Annotated in this window: 25 protein-coding genes; 4 read left to right on the top strand and 21 right to left on the bottom strand. The window is 66.2% G+C overall.

Annotation, left to right across the window (positions count from 1 at the left end; translation table 11 throughout):
- Positions 1-18: 18 nt before the first annotated feature.
- Entirely contained in the window at positions 19-408 is a 390-nt protein-coding gene (locus tag X803_RS19915; RefSeq protein WP_084033749.1) for a LysM peptidoglycan-binding domain-containing protein, read from the bottom strand.
- Between the two features lie 365 nt (positions 409-773).
- On the opposite strand from X803_RS19915, the gene lexA reads away from it, so the two are divergent.
- Positions 774-1,424: a transcriptional repressor LexA gene (lexA, locus tag X803_RS0113080; RefSeq protein ID WP_253907472.1), complete on the top strand. Its 651-nt coding sequence runs from the start codon at positions 774-776 to the stop codon at positions 1,422-1,424.
- Positions 1,425-1,475: 51 nt separating this feature from the next.
- Here lexA and X803_RS0113075 read toward each other — a convergent pair whose 3' ends face one another.
- Both X803_RS0113075 and hflX read right to left on the bottom strand, forming a co-directional pair.
- Positions 1,476-3,497, bottom strand: coding sequence for an ATP-dependent DNA helicase (locus tag X803_RS0113075; protein ID WP_026545483.1), 2,022 nt, complete (start codon positions 3,495-3,497; stop codon positions 1,476-1,478).
- On the bottom strand, positions 3,490-5,052 hold the full coding sequence (gene hflX / locus X803_RS0113070) for a GTPase HflX (protein ID WP_026545482.1): 1,563 nt from the start codon (positions 5,050-5,052) through the stop codon (positions 3,490-3,492). The genes X803_RS0113075 and hflX overlap by 8 nt, the downstream gene beginning before the upstream one ends.
- Before the next feature lie 99 nt (positions 5,053-5,151).
- Here hflX and X803_RS0113065 point away from each other — a divergent pair, with 99 nt between their 5' ends.
- On the top strand, positions 5,152-5,760 hold the full coding sequence (locus tag X803_RS0113065) for a class I SAM-dependent methyltransferase (protein ID WP_026545481.1): 609 nt from the start codon (positions 5,152-5,154) through the stop codon (positions 5,758-5,760).
- On the opposite strand, the gene dapF is transcribed toward X803_RS0113065, so the two are convergent.
- The 6 genes from dapF to X803_RS21560 form a co-directional block, all read right to left on the bottom strand.
- Positions 5,757-6,698 (bottom strand): diaminopimelate epimerase, encoded by a 942-nt coding sequence (dapF, locus tag X803_RS0113060; protein ID WP_026545480.1) that lies wholly within the window; start codon positions 6,696-6,698, stop codon positions 5,757-5,759. The genes X803_RS0113065 and dapF overlap by 4 nt on opposite strands.
- 5 nt (positions 6,699-6,703) lie before the next feature.
- The gene (gene miaA, locus X803_RS0113055; RefSeq protein WP_026545479.1) at positions 6,704-7,636 is read right to left on the bottom strand and encodes a tRNA (adenosine(37)-N6)-dimethylallyltransferase MiaA; all 933 of its coding nucleotides are present in this window, start codon (positions 7,634-7,636) and stop codon (positions 6,704-6,706) included.
- A gap of 1 nt (position 7,637) precedes the next feature.
- Positions 7,638-9,173: a tRNA (N6-isopentenyl adenosine(37)-C2)-methylthiotransferase MiaB gene (gene miaB, locus X803_RS0113050; protein ID WP_084033747.1), complete on the bottom strand. Its 1,536-nt coding sequence runs from the start codon at positions 9,171-9,173 to the stop codon at positions 7,638-7,640.
- Between the two features lie 89 nt (positions 9,174-9,262).
- The gene (locus X803_RS19910) at positions 9,263-9,835 is read right to left on the bottom strand and encodes a regulatory protein RecX (protein WP_051470745.1); all 573 of its coding nucleotides are present in this window, start codon (positions 9,833-9,835) and stop codon (positions 9,263-9,265) included.
- A 144-nt stretch (positions 9,836-9,979) separates the two neighbouring features.
- Positions 9,980-11,044 (bottom strand): recombinase RecA, encoded by a 1,065-nt coding sequence (gene recA / locus X803_RS0113040; protein ID WP_026545477.1) that lies wholly within the window; start codon positions 11,042-11,044, stop codon positions 9,980-9,982.
- Positions 11,045-11,263: 219 nt separating this feature from the next.
- Complete coding sequence (locus X803_RS21560; RefSeq protein WP_084033745.1) at positions 11,264-11,482, bottom strand: DUF3046 domain-containing protein; 219 nt, start codon at positions 11,480-11,482, stop codon at positions 11,264-11,266.
- Between the two features lie 42 nt (positions 11,483-11,524).
- Here X803_RS21560 and X803_RS0113035 point away from each other — a divergent pair, with 42 nt between their 5' ends.
- Positions 11,525-11,998, top strand: a complete 474-nt coding sequence (locus X803_RS0113035; RefSeq protein WP_026545476.1) for a MarR family winged helix-turn-helix transcriptional regulator — start codon at positions 11,525-11,527, stop codon at positions 11,996-11,998.
- 67 nt (positions 11,999-12,065) lie between these two features.
- Here the strand turns inward: X803_RS0113035 and X803_RS0113030 are convergent, their stop codons facing one another.
- From X803_RS0113030 to dapA, 6 genes are all read right to left on the bottom strand, one after another.
- On the bottom strand, positions 12,066-12,506 hold the full coding sequence (locus X803_RS0113030; RefSeq protein WP_026545475.1) for a helix-turn-helix domain-containing protein: 441 nt from the start codon (positions 12,504-12,506) through the stop codon (positions 12,066-12,068).
- Positions 12,507-12,598: 92 nt separating this feature from the next.
- On the bottom strand, positions 12,599-13,075 hold the full coding sequence (locus X803_RS19905) for a CinA family protein (protein WP_035779040.1): 477 nt from the start codon (positions 13,073-13,075) through the stop codon (positions 12,599-12,601).
- 64 nt (positions 13,076-13,139) lie between these two features.
- Positions 13,140-13,730, bottom strand: coding sequence for a CDP-diacylglycerol--glycerol-3-phosphate 3-phosphatidyltransferase (gene pgsA / locus X803_RS0113020; RefSeq protein ID WP_026545474.1), 591 nt, complete (start codon positions 13,728-13,730; stop codon positions 13,140-13,142).
- A gap of 9 nt (positions 13,731-13,739) precedes the next feature.
- Positions 13,740-16,589, bottom strand: a complete 2,850-nt coding sequence (locus tag X803_RS0113015; protein ID WP_026545473.1) for an FtsK/SpoIIIE family DNA translocase — start codon at positions 16,587-16,589, stop codon at positions 13,740-13,742.
- A gap of 51 nt (positions 16,590-16,640) precedes the next feature.
- Positions 16,641-18,332 carry a ribonuclease J gene (locus X803_RS0113010; RefSeq protein WP_026545472.1) on the bottom strand — a complete coding sequence of 564 codons (1,692 nt, stop codon included), beginning with the start codon at positions 18,330-18,332 and terminating at the stop codon, positions 16,641-16,643.
- 18 nt (positions 18,333-18,350) lie between these two features.
- Positions 18,351-19,274 (bottom strand): 4-hydroxy-tetrahydrodipicolinate synthase, encoded by a 924-nt coding sequence (gene dapA / locus X803_RS0113005; RefSeq protein ID WP_026545471.1) that lies wholly within the window; start codon positions 19,272-19,274, stop codon positions 18,351-18,353.
- Between the two features lie 43 nt (positions 19,275-19,317).
- On the opposite strand from dapA, the gene X803_RS0113000 reads away from it, so the two are divergent.
- Complete coding sequence (locus tag X803_RS0113000; RefSeq protein ID WP_051470744.1) at positions 19,318-20,499, top strand: heparan-alpha-glucosaminide N-acetyltransferase domain-containing protein; 1,182 nt, start codon at positions 19,318-19,320, stop codon at positions 20,497-20,499.
- 9 nt (positions 20,500-20,508) lie between these two features.
- On the opposite strand, the gene X803_RS0112995 is transcribed toward X803_RS0113000, so the two are convergent.
- The 6 genes from X803_RS0112995 to glp all read right to left on the bottom strand — a co-directional run.
- Positions 20,509-20,976 carry a hypothetical protein gene (locus X803_RS0112995; protein ID WP_026545469.1) on the bottom strand — a complete coding sequence of 156 codons (468 nt, stop codon included), beginning with the start codon at positions 20,974-20,976 and terminating at the stop codon, positions 20,509-20,511.
- Entirely contained in the window at positions 20,973-21,731 is a 759-nt protein-coding gene (gene dapB / locus X803_RS0112990; protein WP_026545468.1) for a 4-hydroxy-tetrahydrodipicolinate reductase, read from the bottom strand. Before dapB ends, X803_RS0112995 begins: the two co-directional genes overlap by 4 nt.
- Before the next feature lie 73 nt (positions 21,732-21,804).
- Positions 21,805-22,236, bottom strand: a complete 432-nt coding sequence (locus tag X803_RS0112985) for a molybdenum cofactor biosynthesis protein MoaE (RefSeq protein WP_026545467.1) — start codon at positions 22,234-22,236, stop codon at positions 21,805-21,807.
- Entirely contained in the window at positions 22,226-22,708 is a 483-nt protein-coding gene (locus tag X803_RS0112980) for a MogA/MoaB family molybdenum cofactor biosynthesis protein (RefSeq protein WP_051470743.1), read from the bottom strand. The genes X803_RS0112985 and X803_RS0112980 overlap by 11 nt, the downstream gene beginning before the upstream one ends.
- Positions 22,705-23,184, bottom strand: a complete 480-nt coding sequence (gene moaC, locus X803_RS0112975; protein ID WP_026545465.1) for a cyclic pyranopterin monophosphate synthase MoaC — start codon at positions 23,182-23,184, stop codon at positions 22,705-22,707. Before moaC ends, X803_RS0112980 begins: the two co-directional genes overlap by 4 nt.
- Positions 23,181-24,230: molybdopterin molybdotransferase MoeA (gene glp / locus X803_RS19900; protein ID WP_051470742.1), on the bottom strand; the 1,050-nt coding region annotated here is incomplete at its 5' end. The genes glp and moaC, both read right to left, overlap by 4 nt.

Here is a 24,230-nt window from a genome sequence, read left to right as displayed (position 1 = left end):
CGATTCTGTAGAGCCCTGTTATGGGTTGCCGACGGGGATATGAAGCGACTGCCCGGCCTGCACCGTTGAGGAGGCCAGCGCATTCAGTTCCACGATTTCCTCAACGACGGCGCGTGGGTCCCGTTCCGGGGCGTACTCGGCCGCGAGTGCCCACAGCGTTTCTCCTGACGTCACGCTTACGCGCACCGTCTCCGTAACGGCAGTCCCGCTTGCCGCAGCCTGTGCCTGCGAGGAGAAGAACGCACTGACGATGAGCAGAGCGGCTGCGAGCAGGGCAAGGGGTGCCGCTACCAGCACGATCCAGCCCCGCCGCGTCAGATGCAGGCGAGGGGCCCGCCCGGCCGCACGGCTTCCCCGGATGTCCAGCTGGAATGAGGGTGCGGTTCCTGCGATATGGAGCGTCGACATGGCGTCACCTTTCTTGATGATGTGGATGTCCGACAGCTTTATTCGAAGCTGTGTTCTATTCCTCTGTGTTTATTCTTAGCACCTGTGAACTAATATTGTCGAGACTCGCTCGAACAAATGTTTGAAAAGGCGTTCGCTGTCCCCTAGCGTTGCTGGTGAGGGTGACGGTCCGGCCGCTTCGAAAACCAGCTCATCACCCACCACTGACAAAACAGGTTGGAGGGCCGGCTGGCCCGGGTCCGGCCCAGGGAAAGGGATGCATACTGGTGGCAGATCTCAGTGCGGCAGGGGACATGGCAGAGGCGTCGGCTTCCGGTGCAAAGCGGGGGCGCGGGCGTCCGCGTGGCCGGGCTATTCCCAAGGGGATGACGCCCCGGCAGAAGAAAATCCTCGAAACCATCCAGCGCAGTGTGGCAGCGCACGGCTATCCGCCGTCCATGCGTGAGATCGGTGACACGGTGGGACTGGCCAGCCTGTCTAGCGTGACGCACCAGCTCGCCCAGCTGGAGCGGATGGGTTACATCCGCCGCGATCCCAAGCGTCCGCGGGCAATGGAGATCCTGCTTCCCCTCACCTTCGGTGAGAAGGCGCCGCGGGTCCTACCGTCCTCCGAGGAGGAGCCTGCTCCGGTGTCAGCGGTCGATGCGGCGATGGTTCCGCTCGTGGGCCGCATTGCGGCGGGCGGTCCTATCCTGGCAGATCAGGTCGTGGAGGATGTCATGCCGCTTCCGCGCCAGCTTGTCGGCCATGGGGACCTCTTCATGCTGCGGGTATCCGGTGACTCGATGATCGACGCAGCTATCTGCGACGGTGACTGGGTGGTGGTCCGCCAGCAGAGCACGGCGGAAAACGGCGATGTTGTGGCTGCCCTGCTTGACGACGAGGCCACCGTGAAGACATTCCGGCAGCGGGACGGCCACACCTGGCTCCTGCCGCAGAACACCAGTTATGAACCCATCCTCGGCGACCATGCCACGATCATGGGCAAGGTTGTATCGGTGATGCGCGCCCTCTGAGGTCGCTGCGGCGCCCGAGAGCAGCATCTGCCCCGGTTGCGGAAGCGTCGGTTACGCCGGCTGCGCGGCGGCCAGCCGTGACAGGATGCCCAGAGCGGTAGCCCGGTCGGTGGTCGGCCAGAACGGGGGCAGCGCTGCCCGGAGGAAACCGCCGTAGCCGGCGGTAGCCAGCCGCGAATCCAGGATGGCCACCATCCCCTTGTCGTCCCGGGCGCGGATGAGGCGCCCCGCTCCCTGCGCAAGCCGGACGGCGGCATGGGTGGCCGAGACACTGATGAAGCCGTTTCCACCGGCCTTCGCCACAGCGCGGGTGCGCGCGGTCATCAGCGGGTCGTCGGGGCGCGGAAAGGGTATCCGGTCGATGGTCACGAGCCGGCAGGCGTTCCCCGGCACATCGACGCCCTGCCAGAGTGACATGGTGCCGAACAGGCAGGTGTCGGGCTCCTCCGCGAACTGTTTGACCAACGCGGACATGGAGGACTCGCCCTGGCAGAGGATTTCAACGTCGACCCTCTGCCGCAGGGCGTCAGCGGCCTCTTCAGCGGCGCGCCGCGAGGAGAACAGGCCCAGCGCTCCTCCGCGGGAGGCCTTGATGAGGGCCTCCAGCTCGTCCAGCTGTTCCTCCGACGTTCCCCTGCCGGGTTTCGGCAGGTCCTTGGCGACATACAGCACGCCTTGCCGCGGGTAGTCGAACGGGCTTCCGACGTCGACTCCTGTCCAGGACGGTGCGCCCTCCCCTGTCAGTCCGAGCGAACCCGCGACTGGTCCGAACTCCGACCCGATCGCCAGGGTTGCCGACGTAAGCACAACAGTATGGTCCTCGAACAGTCCGCGCCTGAGCCGTCCCGCCACCGACAGGGGCGCAATGCTGATCGTTGCCGGCGAGGATTCGTCTGCAGCCGAGTATCCGGAACCGGGGGTGAACGTGCTCGGCCGGCTGGACCACAGCACTTCCCCGGCGCCACGGGCCGCGACCATCCGTTCAGCGAATTCGAGCAGCACCAGCAGGCGTGAGCGGGCCATCTGGCGGCCGCCGTCCACCGACTGGGCGGAACCGTCCGAACTCGACTCGGACAGCGCCAGGCGGCAGGCTTCGCGCAACTGCACCAAGGCAAGCTCCTGCTGCTCGCTCAGTCCCGCTGCCATCAGGCCGGAGGGCTGGGCGTCGAAAGCGTGCTCAAAGGCGGTCTGGGCCGCCTGGAGTGTATCGGTGTTGGCGCCCAGATGACGTCTCGCTGCAGCTGCCGCGGCTCCGATCAACGCTCCGGACAGCTGTCCCGATACGGCGGAGGTAACGCGGTCGTGAAGTTCATGCGCCTCATCGATCACCACCACGTCGTGTTCGGGCAGCACCGCGAGCCCCTCGAAAGCGTTGATGGCCAGCAGCGCGTGATTAGTGATCACGATGTCCGCCTGGCCTGCCTTTTCACGTGCGCGTTCGCTGAAGCACTCGTCGGCCACGGGGCACCTCTGCGCACCGAGGCATTCCATGCTGGACACCGAGACCTGCCGCCAGGCCCTGTCACTGACCCCGGGCAGCAGCTCATCCCGGTCGCCGGTTTCTGTTTCCTCGGCCCACTCCCGCAGGCGGACGATCTCCCGTCCGAGCGGAGTGGACGGTCCCGCAGACGGATGCGGGGTTGCCGGCTCGCCGTCCAGCGCGAACAGGGCTCCGGAGTCCTCCTCGTCCGGGAATCCGCCGCCTGTCTTGTGCCTGCAGACGTAATTCCCGCGGCCCTTGAGCAGCGCGACATTCACGGGCCGCGGCAGCGAGCCCTTCAGGGTCTCGAGCAGCCGGGGCAGGTCGCGGTTGACGATCTGCGCCTGCAGCGCCAGCGTGGCGGTGGAGACAACGGAGGTGGTGTCGCTCTTCACCGCGTGGGTGATCAGGGGCAGCAGGTACGCCAGGGACTTTCCGGTGCCGGTTCCGGCCTGCACCAGCAGGTGGGTGCCGCTGTCGATCGCTTCCTCGACCTGGCGCACCATTTCATGCTGCCCGCTGCGCTGCTGACCGCCCATCGCTTCCACGACGTCGTCGAGCAGTTGTAGGGGACTTACCTTCCCCTCAGCCATGCCTGACGAACGGCTCCAGTTCCGCGGCCAGGCCTTCCCGGACCATTACCTCGACTTCGGTACCCTTTTCGACGTGTTCGAGCCGAAGGATCTCCGCGTCCGGCTGGTGCAGGCGCGATACGACGTCCCCGCGCTGGTAGGGCACCAGCAGCGTCAGCCTGACGCTCGGCCGTGGAATGGCCTGGCTGATCAGTTCAAGCAGCTCCGGAATCCCCTGGCCGGTGCGGGCGGAGACGATTGCGTGGCGCGGTTCCTTCTGCCGAAGCCGTTCGAGGACAAACGGATCTGCGGCATCCGCCTTGTTCAGGACGATGATCTCGGGCACCTTGCGCGCGTCCACCTCCGTCAGGACATCCCGTACGGCGGCGATCTGTCCCTCAGGGTCAGGGTGCGAGGCATCCACGACGTGCAGGATCAGGTCAGCGTCCGCTACTTCCTCAAGGGTGGACCGGAACGCTTCAACCAGCTGGGTGGGCAGGGACCGGACAAACCCGACGGTATCCGCGAGGGTGAACTCCAGCCCGTCCGGCGTCTGGGCCCGACGGATGGTCGGATCCAGCGTGGCGAACAGTGCGTTCTCCACCAGGACCCCGGCATCCGTCAGCCGGTTCAGGAGGGACGACTTCCCGGCGTTCGTGTAGCCGGCGATCGCCACAGACGGGACCTCATGACGACGGCGGTTGGCCCGCTTGGTTTCACGGGCGGGCTTCATTCCGGCGATCTCCCGGCGGAGCTTCGCCATCCGGGTGCGGATTTTCCGGCGGTCCAGTTCGATCTTGGTCTCGCCGGGCCCGCGCGAACCCATCCCTGCACCGGCACCACCGACCTGGCCGCCGGCCTGGCGGGACATGGACTCGCCCCAGCCGCGCAGCCGCGGAAGCAGATATTCGAGCTGTGCCAGCTCCACCTGCGCCTTTCCTTCACGCGACTTGGCGTGCTGGGCGAAGATGTCGAGGATGAGAGCGGTTCGGTCAATGACCTTGACCTTGACGATGTCTTCAAGCCCGCGGCGCTGCGAGGGGGCAAGCTCGCTGTCGACGATGACCGTGTCCGCTCCCGTGGCCATCACGATGTTCTTAAGTTCCTCGGCTTTGCCGGCCCCCAGGAAGGTGCCCGGATCCGGCTTCAGGCGGCGCTGAATGATGCCGTCCAGGACTTCGGATCCGGCTGTTTCTGCGAGGGCGGCGAGTTCACGCAGCGAATTCTCCGCGTCCGCCACGGTTCCTTCGCCCCAGATGCCGGCCAGCACCACGCGTTCAAGGCGCAGCTGTCGGTATTCGACCTCGCTGACGTCCTCAAGCTCCGTCGAGAGCCCGGCCACACGCCGCAGTGCGCGCCGCTCTTCACGGTCCTGCTGGTCGCCGTCGTACTCCGATGGTTCCCCGTCGAGTTTCGACAACGCCTGCGCTCGTTCGCGCTGCCCGTTGCCGAAACGGCGGGTGGCGCCGGTGGTGGATGCGGGGTCTTTGGCAAGAATCCGGTCGATGACGGCCTGGATTTCATCGGGGCCCATTTCCGGCTCGGGCGTTGCCGACGCTCCGTGATGAGTGGTCATACTCTCCCTTGGTATCTGTCTTTCCATGGTAGTCCGTCGGCCCGGCGGCGTGGGCGGGATTCTCTCAGCGCGAAGCGCGGACCACTAGGCTGGAACATTATGGATTCGCAGCACTACTTCAGCACCGCTCCCTCCGGGCCGGACCGGCGCCGCCCACTCCGGGTGTCACTGGCAGGCAGGGAACGGGACCTCGTGACCTCCGGCGGCATTTTCAGCCCGGACGGTGTGGACAAAGGCACCGCGATCCTGCTGTCGGAGGTGCCGCCGCCCGGCGGGTCCAGCCTGCTCGATATCGGCTGCGGATGGGGCCCGCTCGCCCTCACCATGGCGCTCCAGGCGCCCGGGGCCGCCGTCGTCGCCATCGACGTCAATGAGCGTTCGCTGGAACTGACCCGGGAAAATGCCCGGCGGCTGGATCTCGCCAACGTGACCGCAGCGCTGCCCGACGACGTCAGGAACGACATCCTGTTCGACACCATCTGGTCCAACCCCCCGATCCGCATCGGCAAGGATGCCCTCCACGAGCTACTGCTGCGCTGGCTCCCCCGGCTTGCCCCGGGCGGGACAGCGTGGCTGGTGGTGCAGAAAAACCTGGGCGCCGATTCACTGCAGCGGTGGCTGGCAGCGGAACTTCCGGCCGATTACGACGTCGGCCGCGCTTCCACCGCGAAATCCTTCCGTATCCTGCGGGTGACCCGGCAGGACTAGGCGAAGGTACCGCTGGCCACCAGTACGGCCGGACCGCTCAGATGGACGTGTTCGTCGCCCCCGGCGCCCAGCCGGAAGCGCACGCCGACAACACCGCCGGGCACGGTGACGCTCCAGACGTCAGGGGCGTCCTCCCCCGCCCAGAAGCGGGTGGCGACCGCCGCAGCGCAGGCGCCGGTCCCACAGGAGAGGGTTTCACCCACTCCACGTTCGTGGACACGCATGCTCACCTGGCCCACGCCGTCGTGCATCAGCGGATCGTGCGGCACAACAAACTCCACGTTGGTTCCGTTCGGCGGCAGCGGGTCCACGGACGGCGCATCGAACAGGCGTGTTGCGCGCAGTTCCGCGATCTCTGCCAGGGCCACGACCGTGTGCGGATTGCCCATGCTGACCGACAGTCCGGGCCGCGCGACCTGCAGCCCGTCTGCCTCCACCAGCGAATCCGTGGCGCGCGCGGCCGCGGCGTCCGGATAGATGAACTCCCACGGCCCCATGTCCACCGAGTAGCCGTCCGCGGAGCGCTCGACAATCTTGACTCCGCCGCGGGTACCGACGGCAACGGTGGCTCCCTCGGCGAGGTCGATCAGTCCGTGGCTGACCAGGAAGTGCACAAACACGCGGACCCCGTTGCCGCACATTTCCGACACCGAACCGTCGCCGTTCCGGTAGTCCATGAACCACTCGGCGTCCGGCGCCTGTTGCAGAAGTGCCCTGCCCTCCGGGAGGAACGACGACGGCACCGCACGGATCAATCCGTCCGCGCCGATACCCCGGTGGCGGTCGCAGGCGGCCGCGACATCGGCTGCCGTCAGGTCCACCGTGCCGTCCCGGTCGGCGACCAGGATGAAGTCATTACCGGTGCCGTGCCCTTTGGTGAAGGACAGTCCGGACAGTCGCGTGCGGGCAGCCGCTGCCGCCTGGGTATGTGTGCTCACCCTATCTAGGATAGGGGTCCCTCTTTCCGCGCGGCTCTTACTGCTTTCCCGAGCAGTTCAGGGTCATGCCAGTGCAGCCAGCGGATCCGGTCGTCCGGCCGGAACCACGTCAGCTGCCTCCGGGCGAAGCGCCGGGTGGCGGCGATGGTGTCCTCGGCTGCCTCGGCCGGTGACCATTCGCCGTCGAGCACGCGCAGGAACTGGCTGTAGCCCAGGGCACGGGCAGCGGTGCGGCCCTCCCGCAGGCCCTGCCCGTCGAGCACGCGGACCTCGTCCTGAAGTCCGCGCCCGATCATGGCGTGCACGCGTTCAGCCAGCCTGTCCCGAAGGATGTCGCGATCCACGCCCAGCCCGATCTGCACCGCAGGCTGGTGGTACACCCGCCGGGGCATGAAGGAACTGAAGGACCGGCCGGTGATTTCATACACTTCAAGGGCCCGGATGACCCTGCGTTCATCCCCCAGCCGCCCGGCGGATACGGGATCGACGGCGGCCAGCCGCTCACGCAGGGCGGCAATTCCGTGTGCAGCGTTCTCGTCTTCGAGCCGTGCGCGGACGGCGGCATCGGTCGGCGGGAACTCAAGCTCATCCAGCGCCGCCCGAAGGTACAGGCCCGATCCACCCACCAGGATGGGCACCCGGCCCCGCGCGCGGATTTCAGCCATCGCTTCCCGGCTCCGCTGCTGGTAGGCGGCGACACTGGCCTCCTCGCGGACGTCCAGGATGTCCAGAAGGTGGTGCGGCACACCGCGGCGTTCCTCGAGGGACAGCTTGGCCGTGCCGATATCCATGCCCCGGTAGAACTGCATGGCGTCGGCGTTGATCACCTCGCCGCCGAGGGCGTCGGCCAGTGCGATGCCCAGCTCCGACTTCCCAGAACCTGTGGGCCCGACGACGGCGATCACCGGGAGCGATTCGGGCTGATCCGTTGGAGGCACCCTAGTCGCGGCGTACCGGGAGGGCTGGCATCCCGAGGGAGACGCCCTTGCCGGGGGCGCCGGCGCCAGGTACCGGTGCGCCACAGGATTCTGCCTGCGACCGGTCCCAGGCGTCGCCTGCGCGGGACCGCCGGAGGTGATACTCCCCCGCCGGTGGATCTGCGACCAGGTGGAAGGCCGCCGCCTCAGTGATGGTCACCGTGACCAGGTCTCCGGGCCGCGGTGCCTCGGCCCCTTCGGGGACCGAGAAGTGGACGAGCCTCAGATCCCGTGATCGTCCGCTCAGGCGGTGGGTTTCGTGGGCCTTGCGGCCCTGCTGCGCGGTGACGAGCACCTCCACCCGACGGCCTACCTGCGCGGCGTTTTCCTCTGCCGCGATGCGGTCCTGCAGGGCGGTGAGGCGCTCATACCGCTCCTGGACCACCGCCTTCGGAAGCTGGTCGGGAAGTTCCGCGGCAGGGGTCCCGGGCCGCTTGGAGTACTGGAAGGTGAAAGCGGTGGCGAACCGGGCCTGCTCAACAACGCGCAGCGTTTCCAGGAAATCCTCTTCGGTCTCCCCAGGGAAACCGACGATGATGTCCGTGGAGATGGATGCATGCGGCATCCGTGCGCGAACCCGGTCCAGGATGCCGAGGAACTTCTCCGACCGGTAGGAGCGGCGCATCGCCTTCAGGATGCGGTCGGATCCGGATTGCAGCGGCATGTGGAGCTGCGGGGCCACGTTCGGGGTCTCTGCCATGGCATCGATCACGTCATCGGTGAATGCCGCCGGGTGGGGACTGGTGAAGCGTACGCGCTCCAGTCCCTCGATAGTCCCGCATGATCGCAGGAGCTTCGCGAATGCGCCCCTATCGCCGAATTCCACGCCGTACGAGTTGACGTTCTGGCCGAGGAGCGTGACCTCGATGGCTCCGTCAGCCACGAGCGCTTCGATCTCGGCGAGGATGTCCCCGGGCCGCCGGTCCTTTTCCTTCCCGCGCAGGGAAGGCACGATGCAGAAGGTGCAGGTGTTGTTGCAGCCCACCGAGATAGAGACCCAGCCCGAGTACACCGCATCGCGCTTGGTGGGCAGGGTGGAGGGAAAGACGTCCAACGATTCGAGGATTTCGAGCTGCGCCTCATCGTTGTGGCGGGCGCGCTCCAGCAGGGCCGGTAGTGCCCCGATGTTGTGGGTCCCGAAGACGGCGTCCACCCACGGCGCCTTGCGGAGGATGGTTTCCCGGTCTTTCTGGGCGAGGCAGCCACCGACGGCGATCTGCATTCCCGGCCGTGACTGCTTCACCGGCGCAAGCTGCCCCAGATTCCCGTACAGCTTGTTGTCCGCGTTCTCGCGGACGGCACAGGTATTGAAGACAACGACGTCGGCCTGCCCGCCCACCGCAGTCACATATCCGGCGTCCTCCAGGAGCCCTGAGATGCGTTCGGAGTCGTGGACGTTCATCTGGCACCCAAAGGTGCGCACCTCATAGGTGCGTGGAACGGAGCCGTGCTCTGACGGCGCCGGTGAAGGCGAAGGTGATACAACTGTGGAACTCACCCATTAAGGGTACGGCCCAGCGTGCCCAGCCCCAATCCGGGCGGCAGCACCGGTAGCGTGCACCGCGGGTACCACCCGGGCCCGTCCAGCTAGTCCAGCTCTTCCAGCCCGTCCAGCTCTTCCAGCCCGTCCAGCTCCTCCCGGACGATGGAGAAGGCAAGGGACGGCGAATAGCCTTTGCGGGCAAGCATGGCCACGAGCCGGCGTGTCTGCTTCTCGCGGGCTGCCCGGTCCGCCGGGTCGGCAAGCGGTCTCAACTTCCGCCGCACCAGATCGACGGCGGCGGAATGCTCGTCCTCGTCGGACCGCTGCGCCAGCGCGTCCTCGGCCAGCTCGCCGGTGATGCCTTTGTCCGCCAGCTCGCGCTTGATGGCCGACCGGGCCAGGGATCGGGTGGCGGCACGGCTGCGCACCCACATGCGGGCGAACTCCGCGTCATCAATCAGCTGGACCTCTTCGTAGCGGTCCAGGATTTCTTCCGCTACCTGATCGGAAATTCCGCGCTCACGCAGTTTCGTGAGGAGCTGGTGACGGCTGCGCGGAGCCATCGAGAGCTGACGCAGCACGATGGACCGCGCCGCTTCATGCGGGTCCGGCTCCGCTACCGGATCAACGTCGGAGCCCTGCCCTGAACCCCCGCGGTCCTCTCCGGCTGGGCGCATCCTGCTTGAACTCTTCCTGCTTGAATTCTTCCTGCCCGAGCTCTTCCTGCTTGAACCCATGCTGCCTGAACCTGTGCTGGCTGAACGCCGGGCGCCCCGCTGTGTTGCGGCGCCCGGCATCCCGGGGAAGTCATTCATGCGGCGTTAGCGGCCCTCGCCGCCGACTGCCTTCAGTTTGGGACCACCCGGCTCCGGGGCGGCCGGCTCAACCGCGCCGCCGACGCCGAGCTTTTGCCGGATCTTTTGCTCCAGCTCATCTGCCAGGTCCGGATTGTCGATCAGGAACTTCCGCGCGTTCTCCTTGCCCTGACCCAGTTGGTCTCCGTCATAGGTGAACCAGGCGCCGGATTTCTTCACGAGACCGTTTTCCACGCCGACATCGATCAACCCGCCCTCGCGGGAGATTCCGAAGCCATAGAGGATGTCGAATTCCGCCTGCTTGAAAGGCGGGGCCATCTTGTTCTTGACGATTTTGGCCCGTGTCCGGTTACCCACCGGGTTGGTGCCTTCCTTGAGCGTTTCAATGCGACGCACATCGATGCGCACGGAAGCGTAGAACTTCAGTGCCTTACCGCCCGTGGTGGTTTCCGGGCTGCCGAAGAACACGCCGATCTTCTCGCGGAGCTGGTTGATGAAGATGGCGGTTGTCTTGGTCTGGCTCAGCCGTCCGGTGATCTTTCGCAGGGCCTGGCTCATCAGCCGCGCCTGCAGACCGACGTGGCTGTCGCCCATTTCGCCCTCGATCTCGGCGCGCGGAACCAGTGCTGCCACGGAGTCGATCACCACGATGTCGATGGAACCGGAGCCCACCAGCATGTCCATGATCTCCAGGGCCTGCTCGCCCGTGTCCGGCTGCGAGACCAGCAGTGCGTCGGTATCCACGCCGAGCTTCTTGGCGTATTCAGGATCCAGCGCATGCTCAGCGTCGATGAACGCAGCGATGCCGCCGTTGCGCTGGGCGTTGGCGACCGCGTGCAGAGCCACCGTTGTTTTACCCGACGATTCCGGGCCATAGATTTCCACGACCCTGCCGCGGGGCAGTCCGCCGATCCCAAGGGCGGCGTCGAGCGCGATGGAACTGGTGGAAATGGTTTCGATGGGGGCGCGGACCTCATCACCCAGACGCATGACGGAGCCTTTGCCGTACTGCTTGTCTATCTGGGCCAGGGCGGCCTCAAGAGCCTTTTCGCGATCGGCTGGTACGGCCATTATTCACCTCGGTTTACTCATGGCCACCTAAGGCCCGTTGACTGTTCTTCCCGACCGTAACGTTTCCCTCCGACACTTTGCCCGGCAGGACGAACCATGTGGATATTGCGCCGGGTTTCGGGGAGCTGTGGAGGACGTGTGGAGAGAAGGATTTCTGGCTCCAGCATAACCCCGGTCCGAACACATATTCGATTGATTCCGTGGCGTGTTTCGCTTCGGTCACCGTGGTTTTACATCGCGCCCGAGGCGCCGGTATTCCGGTACGTCCTGCATGGTGCAGACCGCTTGCCAGACTGCCCTGGGATCGATTCCTGCCCGTAGCGCCTCCATGGGTGTCCGGTCGCCCAGACCTGACAGATGCAGGGTATCCGCCAGTGTGCGCGAGTAGGCGGGACCGAATTCATCGTCCATCAATCGCCAGAAGTCACTTGTGCGCAATGCTGCGTCCTCCCTCTTGTCGATAACCCTAGAATGAATCGCATGACTGTAGACCGCCAGGAACCTGATGCCTCCGTTGATGCTGCCGTCCAGGCGTTGGAGCAGCAGCTCAGTATGCTGTGGCGGCGTGCACGGTCCAACTCCTACAAGGTTGCGCGGCGCGTCCATCCCGACATGGAGCCTGCAGCCTACGGGCTGCTGGTCATCCTACAGCGGGAGGGTTCCATGCGCCTGACCGATCTGGCAGCCAGCATCGGGGTCGGCAAACCCTCTGTCAGCCGGCAGATCGCCATGTTGGAACAGCTCGGCCTGGTCCAGAAGACAGCCGATCCGCTGGACGGCCGCGCGCAGGCGATCAGCCTGACCGAGGACGGCCTGAGGCAGCTTTCCACTGCGCAGGCCGCCCGCAAGGAAGCATTTCACCAGCTGATGGAAGACTGGAGCCTCTCGGATCTCCGGACGCTCGGGAACCTGATTTCCCAGCTGAACCAGACCTACACCAAGGACAACTGGTAGGACACACAAGAGGAGGCCCGCCGGATGGCGAACCTCCTCTTTACGCACACCGGGGTGCGGTGGAACATCAGTTCTTGGTAGCTGCGAGTCCCCTGCTGAAACCGCCGGTGAAATCCTCCGGCAGTTCGCCGCCGAACTGCTGGGCGAATTCCTGCGGGACGGTGTCGGGAACAGCGACTCCCTCTGCTTCTGCAAGGCGGTCACTGACCTCCCGCAGCATCAGGGACAACGGCACATCCAGTGCGGAGCAGATTGAGGACAGCAGTTCCGAAGACGCTTCCTTCTGCCCCCGCTCCACCTCGCTGAGGTAGCCGAGGGAGACCCGGGCGCTGTGCGACACTTCCCTGAGTGTACGGCCCTGGCGCTGGCGGACGTCCCGCAGGACGTCTCCGATCTCGTGGCGTAAAACGACCATCTTGCGCTCCTTCGGCTTACGTTGCGGATCTTCTGCCAACCCCACATCCCGCCAACGGATAACACCGTTCACGGATACGGGTTGCTTTACCATGTGGATCGCCTAACTCCCTTGTGCTGGCCTGAGCAGCTGTCTGTTTTTAAGCCTAGCCCGTCTTGCGTCGACGTGCTGGACACTATTGATAACTATTGCGGATCTCTGTTTGTTCCCACCGGCCGGCGCTGGAGCACTTCCGTGAGGAGCTTCACTGCCGCATCGCAGGAGGCTTCCCGGATCTGTGCGCGGGTTCCCGCGAACCGGTATTCCCGAACGAGGCAGTCATCAGTTCCGGAAACAGCAACGACGACGGTGCCCACATCCTTCCCCTCGTGCGGTTCCGGACCTGCCACGCCGGTGGTCGCTACACCGATGTCGGCATTGCAGGACTTCCTTGCACCGCGCGCCATCTGCTCGGCTACCTGCACATCAACGGCACCCACACGGCGCAGCAGTTCAGGATCCACACCGAGCAGCGACACCTTCAGATCCCGGTGGTAGGAAACCACGCCTCCGCGCAGCACGGCTGAGGCACCCGGAACGTCAGCGAGCGACGCCGCAACCAATCCTGCCGTCAGGGACTCACCCGTGGCCACGGTAAGGCGGCGTTCGCTTGCCAGAGCCACGGCGTGTTGGAGTGCGGCGGCGCGAATCTCGGCCGGCGTCACAGGATGGGAGCCCCGGTACCGGTCATCGGGCGGAGTTCCGGGCCGAACGGCGGAGGCGCACGGCCTGCACCACGTAGTCGATGCCGGTGACGACGGTGATCGCCAGGGCTGCCATCATCACCACAAGTGCGGGCCACTGCGCCCAGGATCCCAGCGCGGGAACCAGCAGGTAGAGGAAGATCGCGAGGGTCTGGACAACGGTCTTCAGCTTTCCGCCACGGGAGGCCGGCATCACTCCGTAGCGGATGACGGCAAATCTTAGCAGCGTGATGCCGAGCTCACGCACCAGGATCACGATAGTGATCCACCACTGCAGTTCACCGAGCGCGGACAGCAGAATCAGAGCCGACCCGATCAGCAGTTTGTCGGCAATGGGATCGGCGATTTTTCCGAAATTGGTGATCAGTCCGCGGCTGCGGGCAATGTCGCCGTCGAGCTTGTCGGTGTAGATGGCCACCGCGAAAGTGACCACCGCAAGCCAGCGGTAAACCCCGCCGTTGCCGGCGTCGGCGAGGAGGAACCAGACGAAGAACGGCACCAGCACAATCCGCACGACCGTCAGGACGTTCGCTACGTTCAGGACGGGCACCGCTCCGGCATCAGGATTGCTCACGGGTCAAGGCTACCTGCCTGTCAATGACCAGGCGTCTTCGGAGCCGTCGTCGTCGTCCTCATCAGCGTAGTCCACCGCCTGCCGGCGGGCATCAAGATCGTCGGCAACCAGATCCGTGACCCCGCCGGGCGGGTAGTCCGACGGCTCGGGCGCCGGTGCTGCGGCCGGAGCCGCGGGTTCATCGCCGCGCATCGCCGCGAGCACGGGGGCGAGGTCATCGGGCTTCACCAGCACATCCCGAGCCTTGGAACCCTCCGAGGGGCCGACCACTCCCCGCGATTCCAGCAGGTCCATCAGGCGCCCTGCCTTCGCGAAGCCCACGCGGAGCTTGCGCTGAAGCATCGAGGTGGAGCCGAACTGCGTGGTGACCACCAGCTCAGTGGCCTGCAGCAGCACCTCGAGATCGTCTCCGATGTCGTCGTCGATCTGCTTCTTCGGCGCTTCCACCGCAACGTCATCCCGGTAGACGGCCTTCAGCTGCTCCTTGACGTGTTCAACCACCCGGTGAATCTCGGATTCCGTCACCCAGGCGCCCTGGACGCGCATGGGTTTCGAAGCACCCATGGGCAGGAAGAGCGCGTCGCCCTGTCCAATCAGCTTCTCGGCTCCCGGCTGGTCCAGCACCACCCGCGAGTCGGTGACCGAGGAGGTGGCGAAGGCCATCCGGGAGGGCACGTTGGCCTTGATCAGGCCGGTCACGACGTCCACTGACGGACGCTGTGTGGCCAGCACAAGGTGGATACCCGCGGCCCTGGCCAGCTGGGTGATCCGGACGATCGAGTCCTCGACATCACGCGGAGCAACCATCATGAGGTCCGCGAGCTCGTCCACGATGACCAGCAGGTAGGGGTACGGCCGCACCACGCGCTTGGAGTCCGGCGGCGGGACCACCTTGCCGTTGCGCACAGCCTTGTTGAAGTCGTCGATGTGCTTGTAGCCGTAGTTGGCGAGGTCGTCGTAGCGGGTATCCATTTCACGGACCACCCACTGGAGCGCTTCGGCCGCCTTCTTTGGGCTGGTGATGATCGGCGTGATCAGGTGCGGCACACCCTCGTAGGCGGTGAGCTCAACACGCTTCGGATCAACCATGATCATCCGCACCTCATCGGGAGTGGACCGCATGAGGATGGAGGTGATCATCGAGTTGACGAAGGATGACTTACCGGCGCCGGTGGCACCGGCCACGAGCAGGTGGGGCATCTTGGCAAGGTTTGCGACAACAAACCCGCCCTCGACGTCCTTGCCCACGCCCATGACCATGGGGTGGTCCGTCTTGCGTGCGTTGCCGGAGCGCAGTACGTCACCGAGCGACACCGTCTCGCGGTCGGTATTCGGAATCTCGATGCCGATCGCGGACTTGCCCGGGATCGGTGAAAGGATCCGCACGTCCGAGCTGGCGACAGCGTAGGAGATGTTCTTGGAGAGGGCGGTGACCCGCTCGACCTTGGTGCCGGAGGCAAGCTCGATCTCATACCGGGTGACCGTCGGACCCCGCGAGAACCCGGTCACCTTGGCATCAACGTTGAACTGCTCCAGGGTGTGCGTGAGCGCCGCGACCACGGCGTCGTTCGCCTCGGAACGCTCCTTGGGGGGCGTGCCGGCGGGAAGGTAGTCGGAGGGAGGCAGCGTGTAGGTGACGTCCCCGGCAAGGGAAAGCTGCTCGGTCCGCTGGGGAATCGGAGTCGCAGGAGCCTGCGGCTGGACCGGGTTGGAGGGTACGTGGACAGGAGCCCCTGCCGGCGCATTCGCCGCCGGCAGCACAGCCATGGCCTCCGTGGCGGGTTCGCCCTCCCCGAGTCCCTGGTTGCGCTTGATTTTTTCGGTGGCGAGTTCCTGCTGGGTCGGCCGGCGGACGCCGGGCGGGACGGTCGGGGACGGGGGCACCGGGTCGCCGTCGTCGTCGAGAACGGCGCGTTCAAACGCCTCATCACCGACATAGCCGTCCAGGTCTTCTTCCTGACGGGGGTTCTTCTTCCCGCCGAAGAGGCGCGACTTCTTCTTCGGCCTGCCCGCTGCGCGCGCACGGTCGGAGAGGTAGCTCTGATCGTGCTCGTCCGCGTCTGCCGCGTCACCGTTGGGGTCCTGGCCCATCAGGTGCTCATAGAACTGGCGCAGCCGGGACGGAATGTGGCGGAACGGGGTGGCGGTGACAATGAGGATGCTGACAAAGATCAGGAAGGCCAGCAAGACACCGACCGGCCACGCGGAGAGGACGGCTGCTGCCGGGCCCGCAATCAGGTACCCCACTACGCCGCCTACCTGCCACAGCGCGTCGAGCCCGGCCGAGAGCTCAGGCTGCCCGCCCACCAGGTGGGCGATGCCGGAACCGGCGAAGGTCAGGACGGTCAGGCCGATCCCAATCCGGTTGTTGGCGCGCGGATCCTCCGGGTAGCGGAACAGGCGGACTGCCCCGATCAGCAGGATGAAGGGCAGCAAAAGCGCCATCCAGCCGACCGATCCCCCGGCGACTGCATGGACTCCGTCAGCCACCGGGCCGGTCAGCGCCCACCACTCGACGGTGGCTACGGCCGCCGCGCATAGGAAAAGGAAAAAGCCTGTGCCGTCCCTGCGGAGACTCTTTTCCGGCTGGACGTCATGCCCGAATTTGCGGACGGCCCCGGCCACCAGATGGGCGATCCCCATCCAGAAACCGCGGATGGCGCGCAGCGGCAGGGGAAGTTTGTCTTCCGCAGCGGGCAGTTGCTCGGTCTTGCTCGCGCCGCGCGCGGTTGAACCGCGCCCGGCGGTGGTGGTGCTGCGGGTGCGCGACTGTCCGGAACCCCGCGGCTGGGAGGCGCGCGCTTGCGAGGTTCGCGGCTGTTGACCCCGCGAAGAGGGAGGGGTGGTACGAGTCGCCATGCCTGCTACGCTACCGGACGGTACCCCCTGATCCGGGGATTAGCACGCCCGTCAGGCTTCCAGGACCACCGGGATGATCATGGGACGACGCCGGTAGCGGCGGTTGACCCAGGTCCCCACCACGCGCCGGACCACCTGCTGCAGCTGATGGTTCGTGTGATCCTTGTTGCTCATGACGGCTTCGGCCAGGGCGGTGCTGATTTTCGGTTTGATGTCGTCGAAGATCGAATCGTCCTCGGCGAAACCGCGGGCGTGAATATCCGGCCCCGAGACGATTGTGCCCGTGCTGCGGTTCACCACGGTGATGATGGAGATGAAGCCTTCCTCGCCGAGGATGCGGCGGTCCTTCAGGTCAGCATCGGTGATCTCACCGATGCTGGAGCCGTCCACGTACACATACCCGCACTCCACCGCCCCGACGATTCTCGCGACGCCGTCTGAAAGGTCGACCACGGAACCGTCGTCCGTCTGCAGGACGTTCTCGCTGGGAATCCCGGTCTGGATGGCAAGCTTGCCGTTGGCGATGAGGTGGCGTGTCTCCCCGTGGACGGGCATGACGTTCCGGGGCCTGAGGATGTTGTAGCAGTAGAGCAATTCACCGGCAGCCGCATGACCGGAAACATGCACCCGGGCGTTGCCCTTGTGGATGACGTCAGCGCCCAGTTTGAGGAGTCCGTTGATAACCCGGAAGACGGCGTTCTCGTTTCCCGGAATCAGGGAAGACGCAAGGATGACGGTGTCTCCCTTGCCCACCGTGATCGGATGATCACCATTCGCCATGCGGGACAGCGCAGCCATCGGCTCGCCCTGTGATCCCGTGGACATCAGCACTACCCGGTCATCCGGGAGGTTATCCACGTTCTTGACGTCCACCAGGATTCCGTCCGGCACCCGCAGGTAGCCTAGTTTCGCCGCGATGGACATGTTGCGCACCATGGAACGCCCGGCGAAGCAGACAAAACGGCCGTGCGCCTCGGCAGCGTCGAGGACCTGCTGGACGCGATGGATGTGGGAGGAGAAGGACGCCACGATCACCCGTTTCCTCACCTGACCGAAAAGCCGGTCCAGTTCGGGTCCGATCTCGCGTTCGGCCGTGGTGAAGCCGGGGACGTCGGCATTGGTGGAATCGACCATGAACAGGTCGACACCCTCTTCCCCCAGCCGGGAAAAGGCGCGCAGGTCGGTGATTCTTCCGTCGAGCGGCAGTTGGTCCATTTTGAAGTCGCCCGTGTGGAGGACGGTTCCGGCGGCTGTCCGGATGAACACGGCAAGCGCATCGGGAATGGAGTGGTTGACGGCCACGAACTCGCACTCGAAGGGGCCGAACTGCTCGATCTGGCCCTCGGCTACCGTCAGGGTAAACGGCCGGATCCGGTGTTCCTGGAGTTTCGCCTCGATCAGCGCAAGGGTCAGCTGCGAGCCGATCAGCGGTATGTCATTCTTCAGCCGCAACAGGTACGGCACTGCTCCGATGTGGTCTTCATGCCCGTGGGTGAGCACCAGTCCCACCACGTCGTCCAGCCGGTCCTCGATGTAGGAGAAATCAGGCAGGATCAGGTCGACACCGGGCTGCGTCTCCTCGGGAAACAGAACTCCGCAGTCCACGATCAGCAGCTTGCCGCCGATCTCGAAAACGGCCATATTGCGGCCGATTTCACCGAGGCCGCCGAGCGGAACAATCCTGAGCGTTCCTTCGGCGAGCGGCGGCGGCGGAATGAGTGCGGTCCCTGCGAGTTCTGTCATGCGTTGGCCCTTCGAAAACTAGCGGGTTGTGCCCGCGGAAAAGTCCCAGCCCGCTTCGGCGAGGTCGGTCAGCACCGGTTCCATTTCGACGGCGGTGGGTTCGACAAGCGGCAGCCGCACCACCGAGTTGGACAGTATGCCCTGCATCCGCAGGATCTGCTTTGCTGACACGGCGCCCGGAATGTGCGTCATGACGGCACGCACAACGGGATCAAGTTCAAAGTGGATCTTCCGCGCCGTGGCAAAGTCCCCTCCCGCCGCCGCATCGACGAGGGCGCGGAACTGTGCCGTGGCCACATGCGCGCTGACGCTGACCACTCCGACGGCTCCGGCTGCCATCCACGGCAGCGTCAGCCCGTCGTCGCCCGCGTAGACGTCCAGCGCTGTGTTGGCGAGCACCCTGGTGATGGCGGCGTAGTCCGCCTTTGCATCCTTGAGCGCGAGGATCTTCGGATTGTCGGCCAGGCGGATCATGGTCTCCGTGCTGATCGGGATGCCTGCCCGGCCGGGAATGTCATAGATCATGATGGGCAGGTCCGAGGCTTCGGCTACCGCATCAAAGTGCGCGAGAACACCTGCCTGCGTGGGCTTGTTGTAGTAGGGGGTCACCACGAGCTGTGCGTCGGCGCCCGTCTGCTGGGCGCGCCGGGCCATCTCCACGGAGTGCGATGTGTGGTTGGTGCCGGTCCCGGCAATTACCTTTGCCCGTCCGCCGACTGCCTCCTTGACCACGCGGAAGAGGTCTTCCTTTTCCTGGTCCTCGAGGGTGGAGGTTTCACCGGTGGTTCCGGAAATCACGAGGCCGTCGCAGCCGTCCTCCACCAGGCGGACCGCAAGCGAGGCGGCAGCGTCAAGATCCACTGCACCGTCAGGAGTGAAGGGTGTCACCATGGCGGTGACGAGGGTGCCGAAGGGAAGCGAGCGAATGTGGGAGTCAGCCATGGGTCAAACTTACCCGCTGCGGCGGGCGTGAGAACATTCCATCATGGCCATCACACAAACCGCCGGCCGGCTCAGCGGTATCGACGCGGCCAGGGGCATCGCCCTTTTCGGGATGATGTCGACCCATGTTTTTCCGCTCTATGTGGACGGCACCGCTGAGGCCTCATGGATAGGATCCGTCTTCTCGGGACGGTCATCCGCCCTGTTTGCGCTGGTTGCGGGAATCGGCCTGGCCCTGTTGAGCGGCGGGGCCAGGATGCACGACACCGCGGGCCTCTCCCGTGACAGGCGCGGAATAGCTGCCCGCGCCGTCGTCATTGCAATGGTCGGCCTGATGCTCGGTGGCCTTGAAACGAACATCGCGGTGATCCTCTTCCATTACGGAATCCTGTTCCTGATGGCGCTGCCGTTTCTCGGGATGCCGGTACGGCGGCTCGCCTGGTGGGCTGCCGGGTGGACCCTGCTCTCTCCGGTGGCTGCCTTCCTCCTGCGGCCCTGGCTGGAATCCGCAGTCAGTCCCGCGGATCTCGGCGGGAATCCCGCCCTGGAGCACTTCGCGCAGCCGCTCACCCTGCTCACCGACATCCTCGTGACCGGCTACTACCCCGCGCTGCAGTGGCTGAGCTACCTGCTTCTGGGCATCCTGGTCGGCCGCCTGAACCTGCGCTCGACGGCGGTGCAGGCCGGCGTGCTTCTGGCCGGCGTCGGTGCCGCGGGACTGGCGAAGTTCGTCAGCGCGTTCCTGCTGGGGCCGCTCGGCGGCCTGGCGGTCCTGCTGGGCACAGAACAGGGCCGGCGCTATGACCTCGAGGCAATGCTCCAGGTCAGCCTCACGGGAATCGACCAGACCGGCACCTGGTGGTGGCTGGCAGTCAGCGCCCCGCACTCCGGGACACCGCCGGATCTGGTGCATACCGCGGGGACCGCGGCCGCCGTCGTCGGGCTGTGCCTGCTTGTGGGCGGCCGGCTGCCGTGGCTGCTGCTTCCGCTCTCCGCGCCCGGTGCGATGACGCTGACTCTTTACTCATTGCACATCTGGATCATGAGCGTGGTCGATCAGCAGGCGGTCCCGCCGGAACCGGCGCCGGTCTACTGGGCGCAGGCCGTTGTCTTTGTTGCGGTCGCGCTGCTGCTGCGGAAACTGCACGCCCGCGGTCCGCTGGAATATGTGGCGGCCGGGGCGAGCGACGTGGCTCGGGCCGAAGGTTCCGTCCGGAAGGGCTAGTCAGACCCGCTAGCCGCGAAACAGTTTTGCGGCGTGCCGCATGGAGCGGCGTGCGCGGGTGCGGTCTCCGGCGGCGTCATAGGCACAGGACAGCCGGAACCAGGAACGCCAGTCCTCGGGGTGCGCTTCCACGTCCGCCTGGTAGGCCGGGAACTGCGCATCTGCGGCCTCCCGGACAATCCGGCCGGCGGGTGTCCGCGGCAGGTCATCGACGGGCAGCCCGCCCTCGTCATGCAGGACGGAGGCCATCCGTTCGGTCTGGGCACCGAAGAACAGTTCGCGGACCAGCGCCCAGGCTCCGATCAGCGGAAGCAGGAGGTATGCCGCACCGAGCGCCTTGGCCACCGGCTCCGGGTCGGTCAGCAGGATCACACTGCGCTGCAGGGCGACAACGAGCCAGAAGACCAGCATGACGGTGACGAAGGCCACGCCGATCTTGACGCGATGTTTCCTCAGGAACTGCACCGTGTCCGTCACGCCTGCAGGTCCAGGTAGCCGTCGAGGCCGACGGTGAGTCCGGGGTGTCCTGCCACCTCACGGACACCGAGCAGCACGCCGGGCATGAAGGACTCCCGGTGGAACGAGTCGTGGCGGATGGTCAGCTGCTCCCCGGCCCCGCCGAACAGGACTTCCTGGTGCGCCACGAGGCCGCGCAGCCGGACAGAGTGGACGCGCACCCCGTCGATGTCGCAGCCCCTGGCGCCGTCGCGTGCGGTACGGGTGGCATCAGGGCTGGCGGCCACACCGGCGTCCCTGCGTGCCTCGGCGATGAGCGCCGCTGTCCGCTCGGCGGTGCCGGACGGTGCATCCACCTTGTCCGGGTGATGCAGTTCGATGAGCTCAACCGACTCGAAGTACCTGGCCGCGCGCGCCGCGAACGCTGTAGCCAGGACAGAGCCGAGCGCGAAGTTCGGCGCGATCAGGACGCCCACGCCCGGGTGCTGGTCCAGCAGGTTCCCGAGCCTGCCAAGCCGTTCGGCGTCCCAGCCGGTGGTTCCGACCACCGCGTGGATGCCGTGCTCGACGGCGAAGGCCACGTTCTGCTCGGTGCTGTCCGGAACCGTGAGGTCGACAACCACCTGAGCTCCGGAGGCGACGAGGTCCTGGAGGGAGTCCGCCCTGCCCAGCGCAGCAACAAGCTGCAGGTCTTCGGCGGCGTCGATCGCGCGAACTGCCTCGGAACCCATCCGGCCGGACGCGCCGAGGACAGCAACGGGAATAGCGTGTGTCATGCGTGCAAGCCTACCGGCCGAGGGCCCCGCGCCGAGCGCCAGCGAGGGGTGGGAGGCCGGTAGGCGCCTACTGTCAGCCGTCGACGCCGACCCACTCCACGGTGCCGTCAGCGAAGAACTGCTCTTTCCAGATCGGAGCGCGCGCCTTGACCGTGTCGACAAGTTCTGAGCAGGCCGCAAACGCTTCGCCCCGGTGTCCGGACGCGACCGCCGCAACCAGGGCTGGATCCCCGATCTCCAGCGGGCCGGTGCGGTGGGCAACCCAGATGCGGACGCCGTCGTACTTTTCCGCGATCTCCGTGGCGATCTCCGCGATGATGCTTCCGGCCGAGGGGTGCGCGCTGTAGCCCAGGCGGTCGACCTGCCGGCCGCCGTCGTGGTTGCGCACCACTCCGCCGAAGCCCACCACGGCGCCGCAGTCGGCGTTGCCGACGACGTCGAGGGCATGGGACAGGTCAAGGGGCTCGTCGGAGATTCCGGCGTGCAGGACGGTGCTAGTGCTCATGGTTTCCCTCAAGTTGCGCGCAGATGTGGTCGAGGATGGGGTCCAGGACGGCAAGGCCGTCCTGGACTGCTCCCGGTGAACCCGGAAGGTTGATGACGAATGTCCGGCCGGAGACGCCGGCATGACCCCGGCTCAGGGCTGCCATGGGTGTCTTTTCGGCGCCGGCCCTGCGCAGCGCTTCCATGATGCCCGGCAGGGAGCGGGTGAGAAAGGGTTCGGTGAGGTCGGGTGTGACATCATCCTCGCTGAGCCCGGTGCCGCCGCTCGTGATGAGGACCGCCGGCTTTCCCTTCAGGCACTGCTCGAGCGCGTCCTGCACCGCCGGTCCGTCCGGGACCACCTCGGCGCGCTGCACGGCGTAGCCCTTTCCGACCAGCCAGCGCTGGATGAGCGGCGCGCACTCGTCCTGGTAGACGCCCGCCGCTGCGCGGGTCGAGGCGATGATCAGGGCCGCCGTCCGTGGCGTTGTCACGCTACCCAGTCTCCGCTCTTGCCGCCGGATTTTTCCAGCACCCTGATGTCCGTGACGACGGCGTGCTTGTCCACGGCCTTGATCATGTCGTACAGCGTGAGGGCTGCGACGGAGGCGGCGGTCAGGGCCTCCATCTCCACGCCGGTCACCGCTGTGGTCTTCACTGTCGCCGTCACCGTGACCGCGTCACCGGAGGGGACAAAATCGACCGTCACCTTGCTCAACGGCAGCGGATGGCAGAGCGGAATCAGCGAGGAGGTCTGCTTCGCCGCCATGATTCCCGCAACTCGTGCGACGGCCAGAGCGTCACCCTTGGGGAGATCACCCTCGGCAATGAGTGCAAGCACGTCGGGCCTGGTCCGCAGCACGCTCTGGGCGGTCGCGGACCGGGCGGTGACCGCCTTCTCCGACACATCCACCATGTGGGCGGAGCCGTCGTCGCGGACGTGGGTGAGTTTGGCCGTGGAATCGGTCATGTGAGCGCCTCTCGGTTGGGGTTGCTGGGATGGAGGGGCTGGATTCCCCCGCGCAGTTCGCTGAGCAGCCAGACGGCTACCGGTGTTCCCGCTTCGACAGCGCCGGTACCGACCGGCAGGTGGACGAGCGCGTTGGACCCGGCAAGGGCATGCAGCAGGTGGGAACCTGGTCCGCCGAGCAGCTCGACGTCCCCCGTTCCCTCTCCCTGCCCTGCTCGGTCCGTGTAGAGGCCACGGCGGACCTGATGCTTGTTCTCGGGCGACTGGACATCCTCGGTGAGCCGCGCCGGCAGGCAGACGCGATTGCCGGGGATCCCCGTGACCGTACCCAGTGCCGGGCGGAGGAACATCTCGAAGGACACCAGTGCGCTGACGGGGTTGCCGGGAAATCCAAGGAACGGCACGCCGTTGATGGTGCCGATAGCCTGCGGTCCGCCGGGCTGCATCGCTACGGACAGGAATTCCACGCTGCTGTCCGCCAGTGCCTGCTTCACCACCTCATAGGCGCCCTGGCTGATCCCGCCGGTACTGAGGATGAGATTCACGGCACCATCCAACCCCTGGAGGGCGGCGCGCAGTTCCTCCGGGTTGTCGGCCACCACGCTGTGCCGCTGCACCTCGGCGCCCGCCTCCTCCAGAGCCGTGGTCAGCAGTGTCGTGTTCGCATCGAAGATGCGTCCCGGGGCCAGGGTGCTGCCGGGTTCCTGGACTTCATCTCCCGTGCTAAGGAGCAGCACCAGGAAACGCGGACGCACCGGTACCGTCGCCAGCCCGCAGGCTGCCAGCAGGCCAAGCTGTGCCGGACCGAGCAGCGTGCCCGCCTCCAGCGCGATGCTTCCCGCCGCCACGTCGCTGCCCGCAGAACGGATGAAGAGGCCTTCCTCGACCGCCGGAAGCTCCACGGTGAGCTGCGTCCCGTCGCGGTACTGTGCGGCGGTGGGAAACTGCGAGGGCACCGCCCTCTCAATGGGCACGACGGCGGCGGCCCCCTCCGGGATCATCGCTCCGGTCATGATCGGGGCGGCGTGGCCCGGCTCGAGGGCCGG

The sequence above is a fragment of the Arthrobacter sp. 35/47 genome, from assembly GCF_000520475.1.
Classification (GTDB): domain Bacteria; phylum Actinomycetota; class Actinomycetes; order Actinomycetales; family Micrococcaceae; genus Arthrobacter_D; species Arthrobacter_D subterraneus.
The sequence above is the reverse complement of the archived record's forward strand: the minus strand, read 5'-3'. Positions and strand labels throughout refer to the sequence as shown.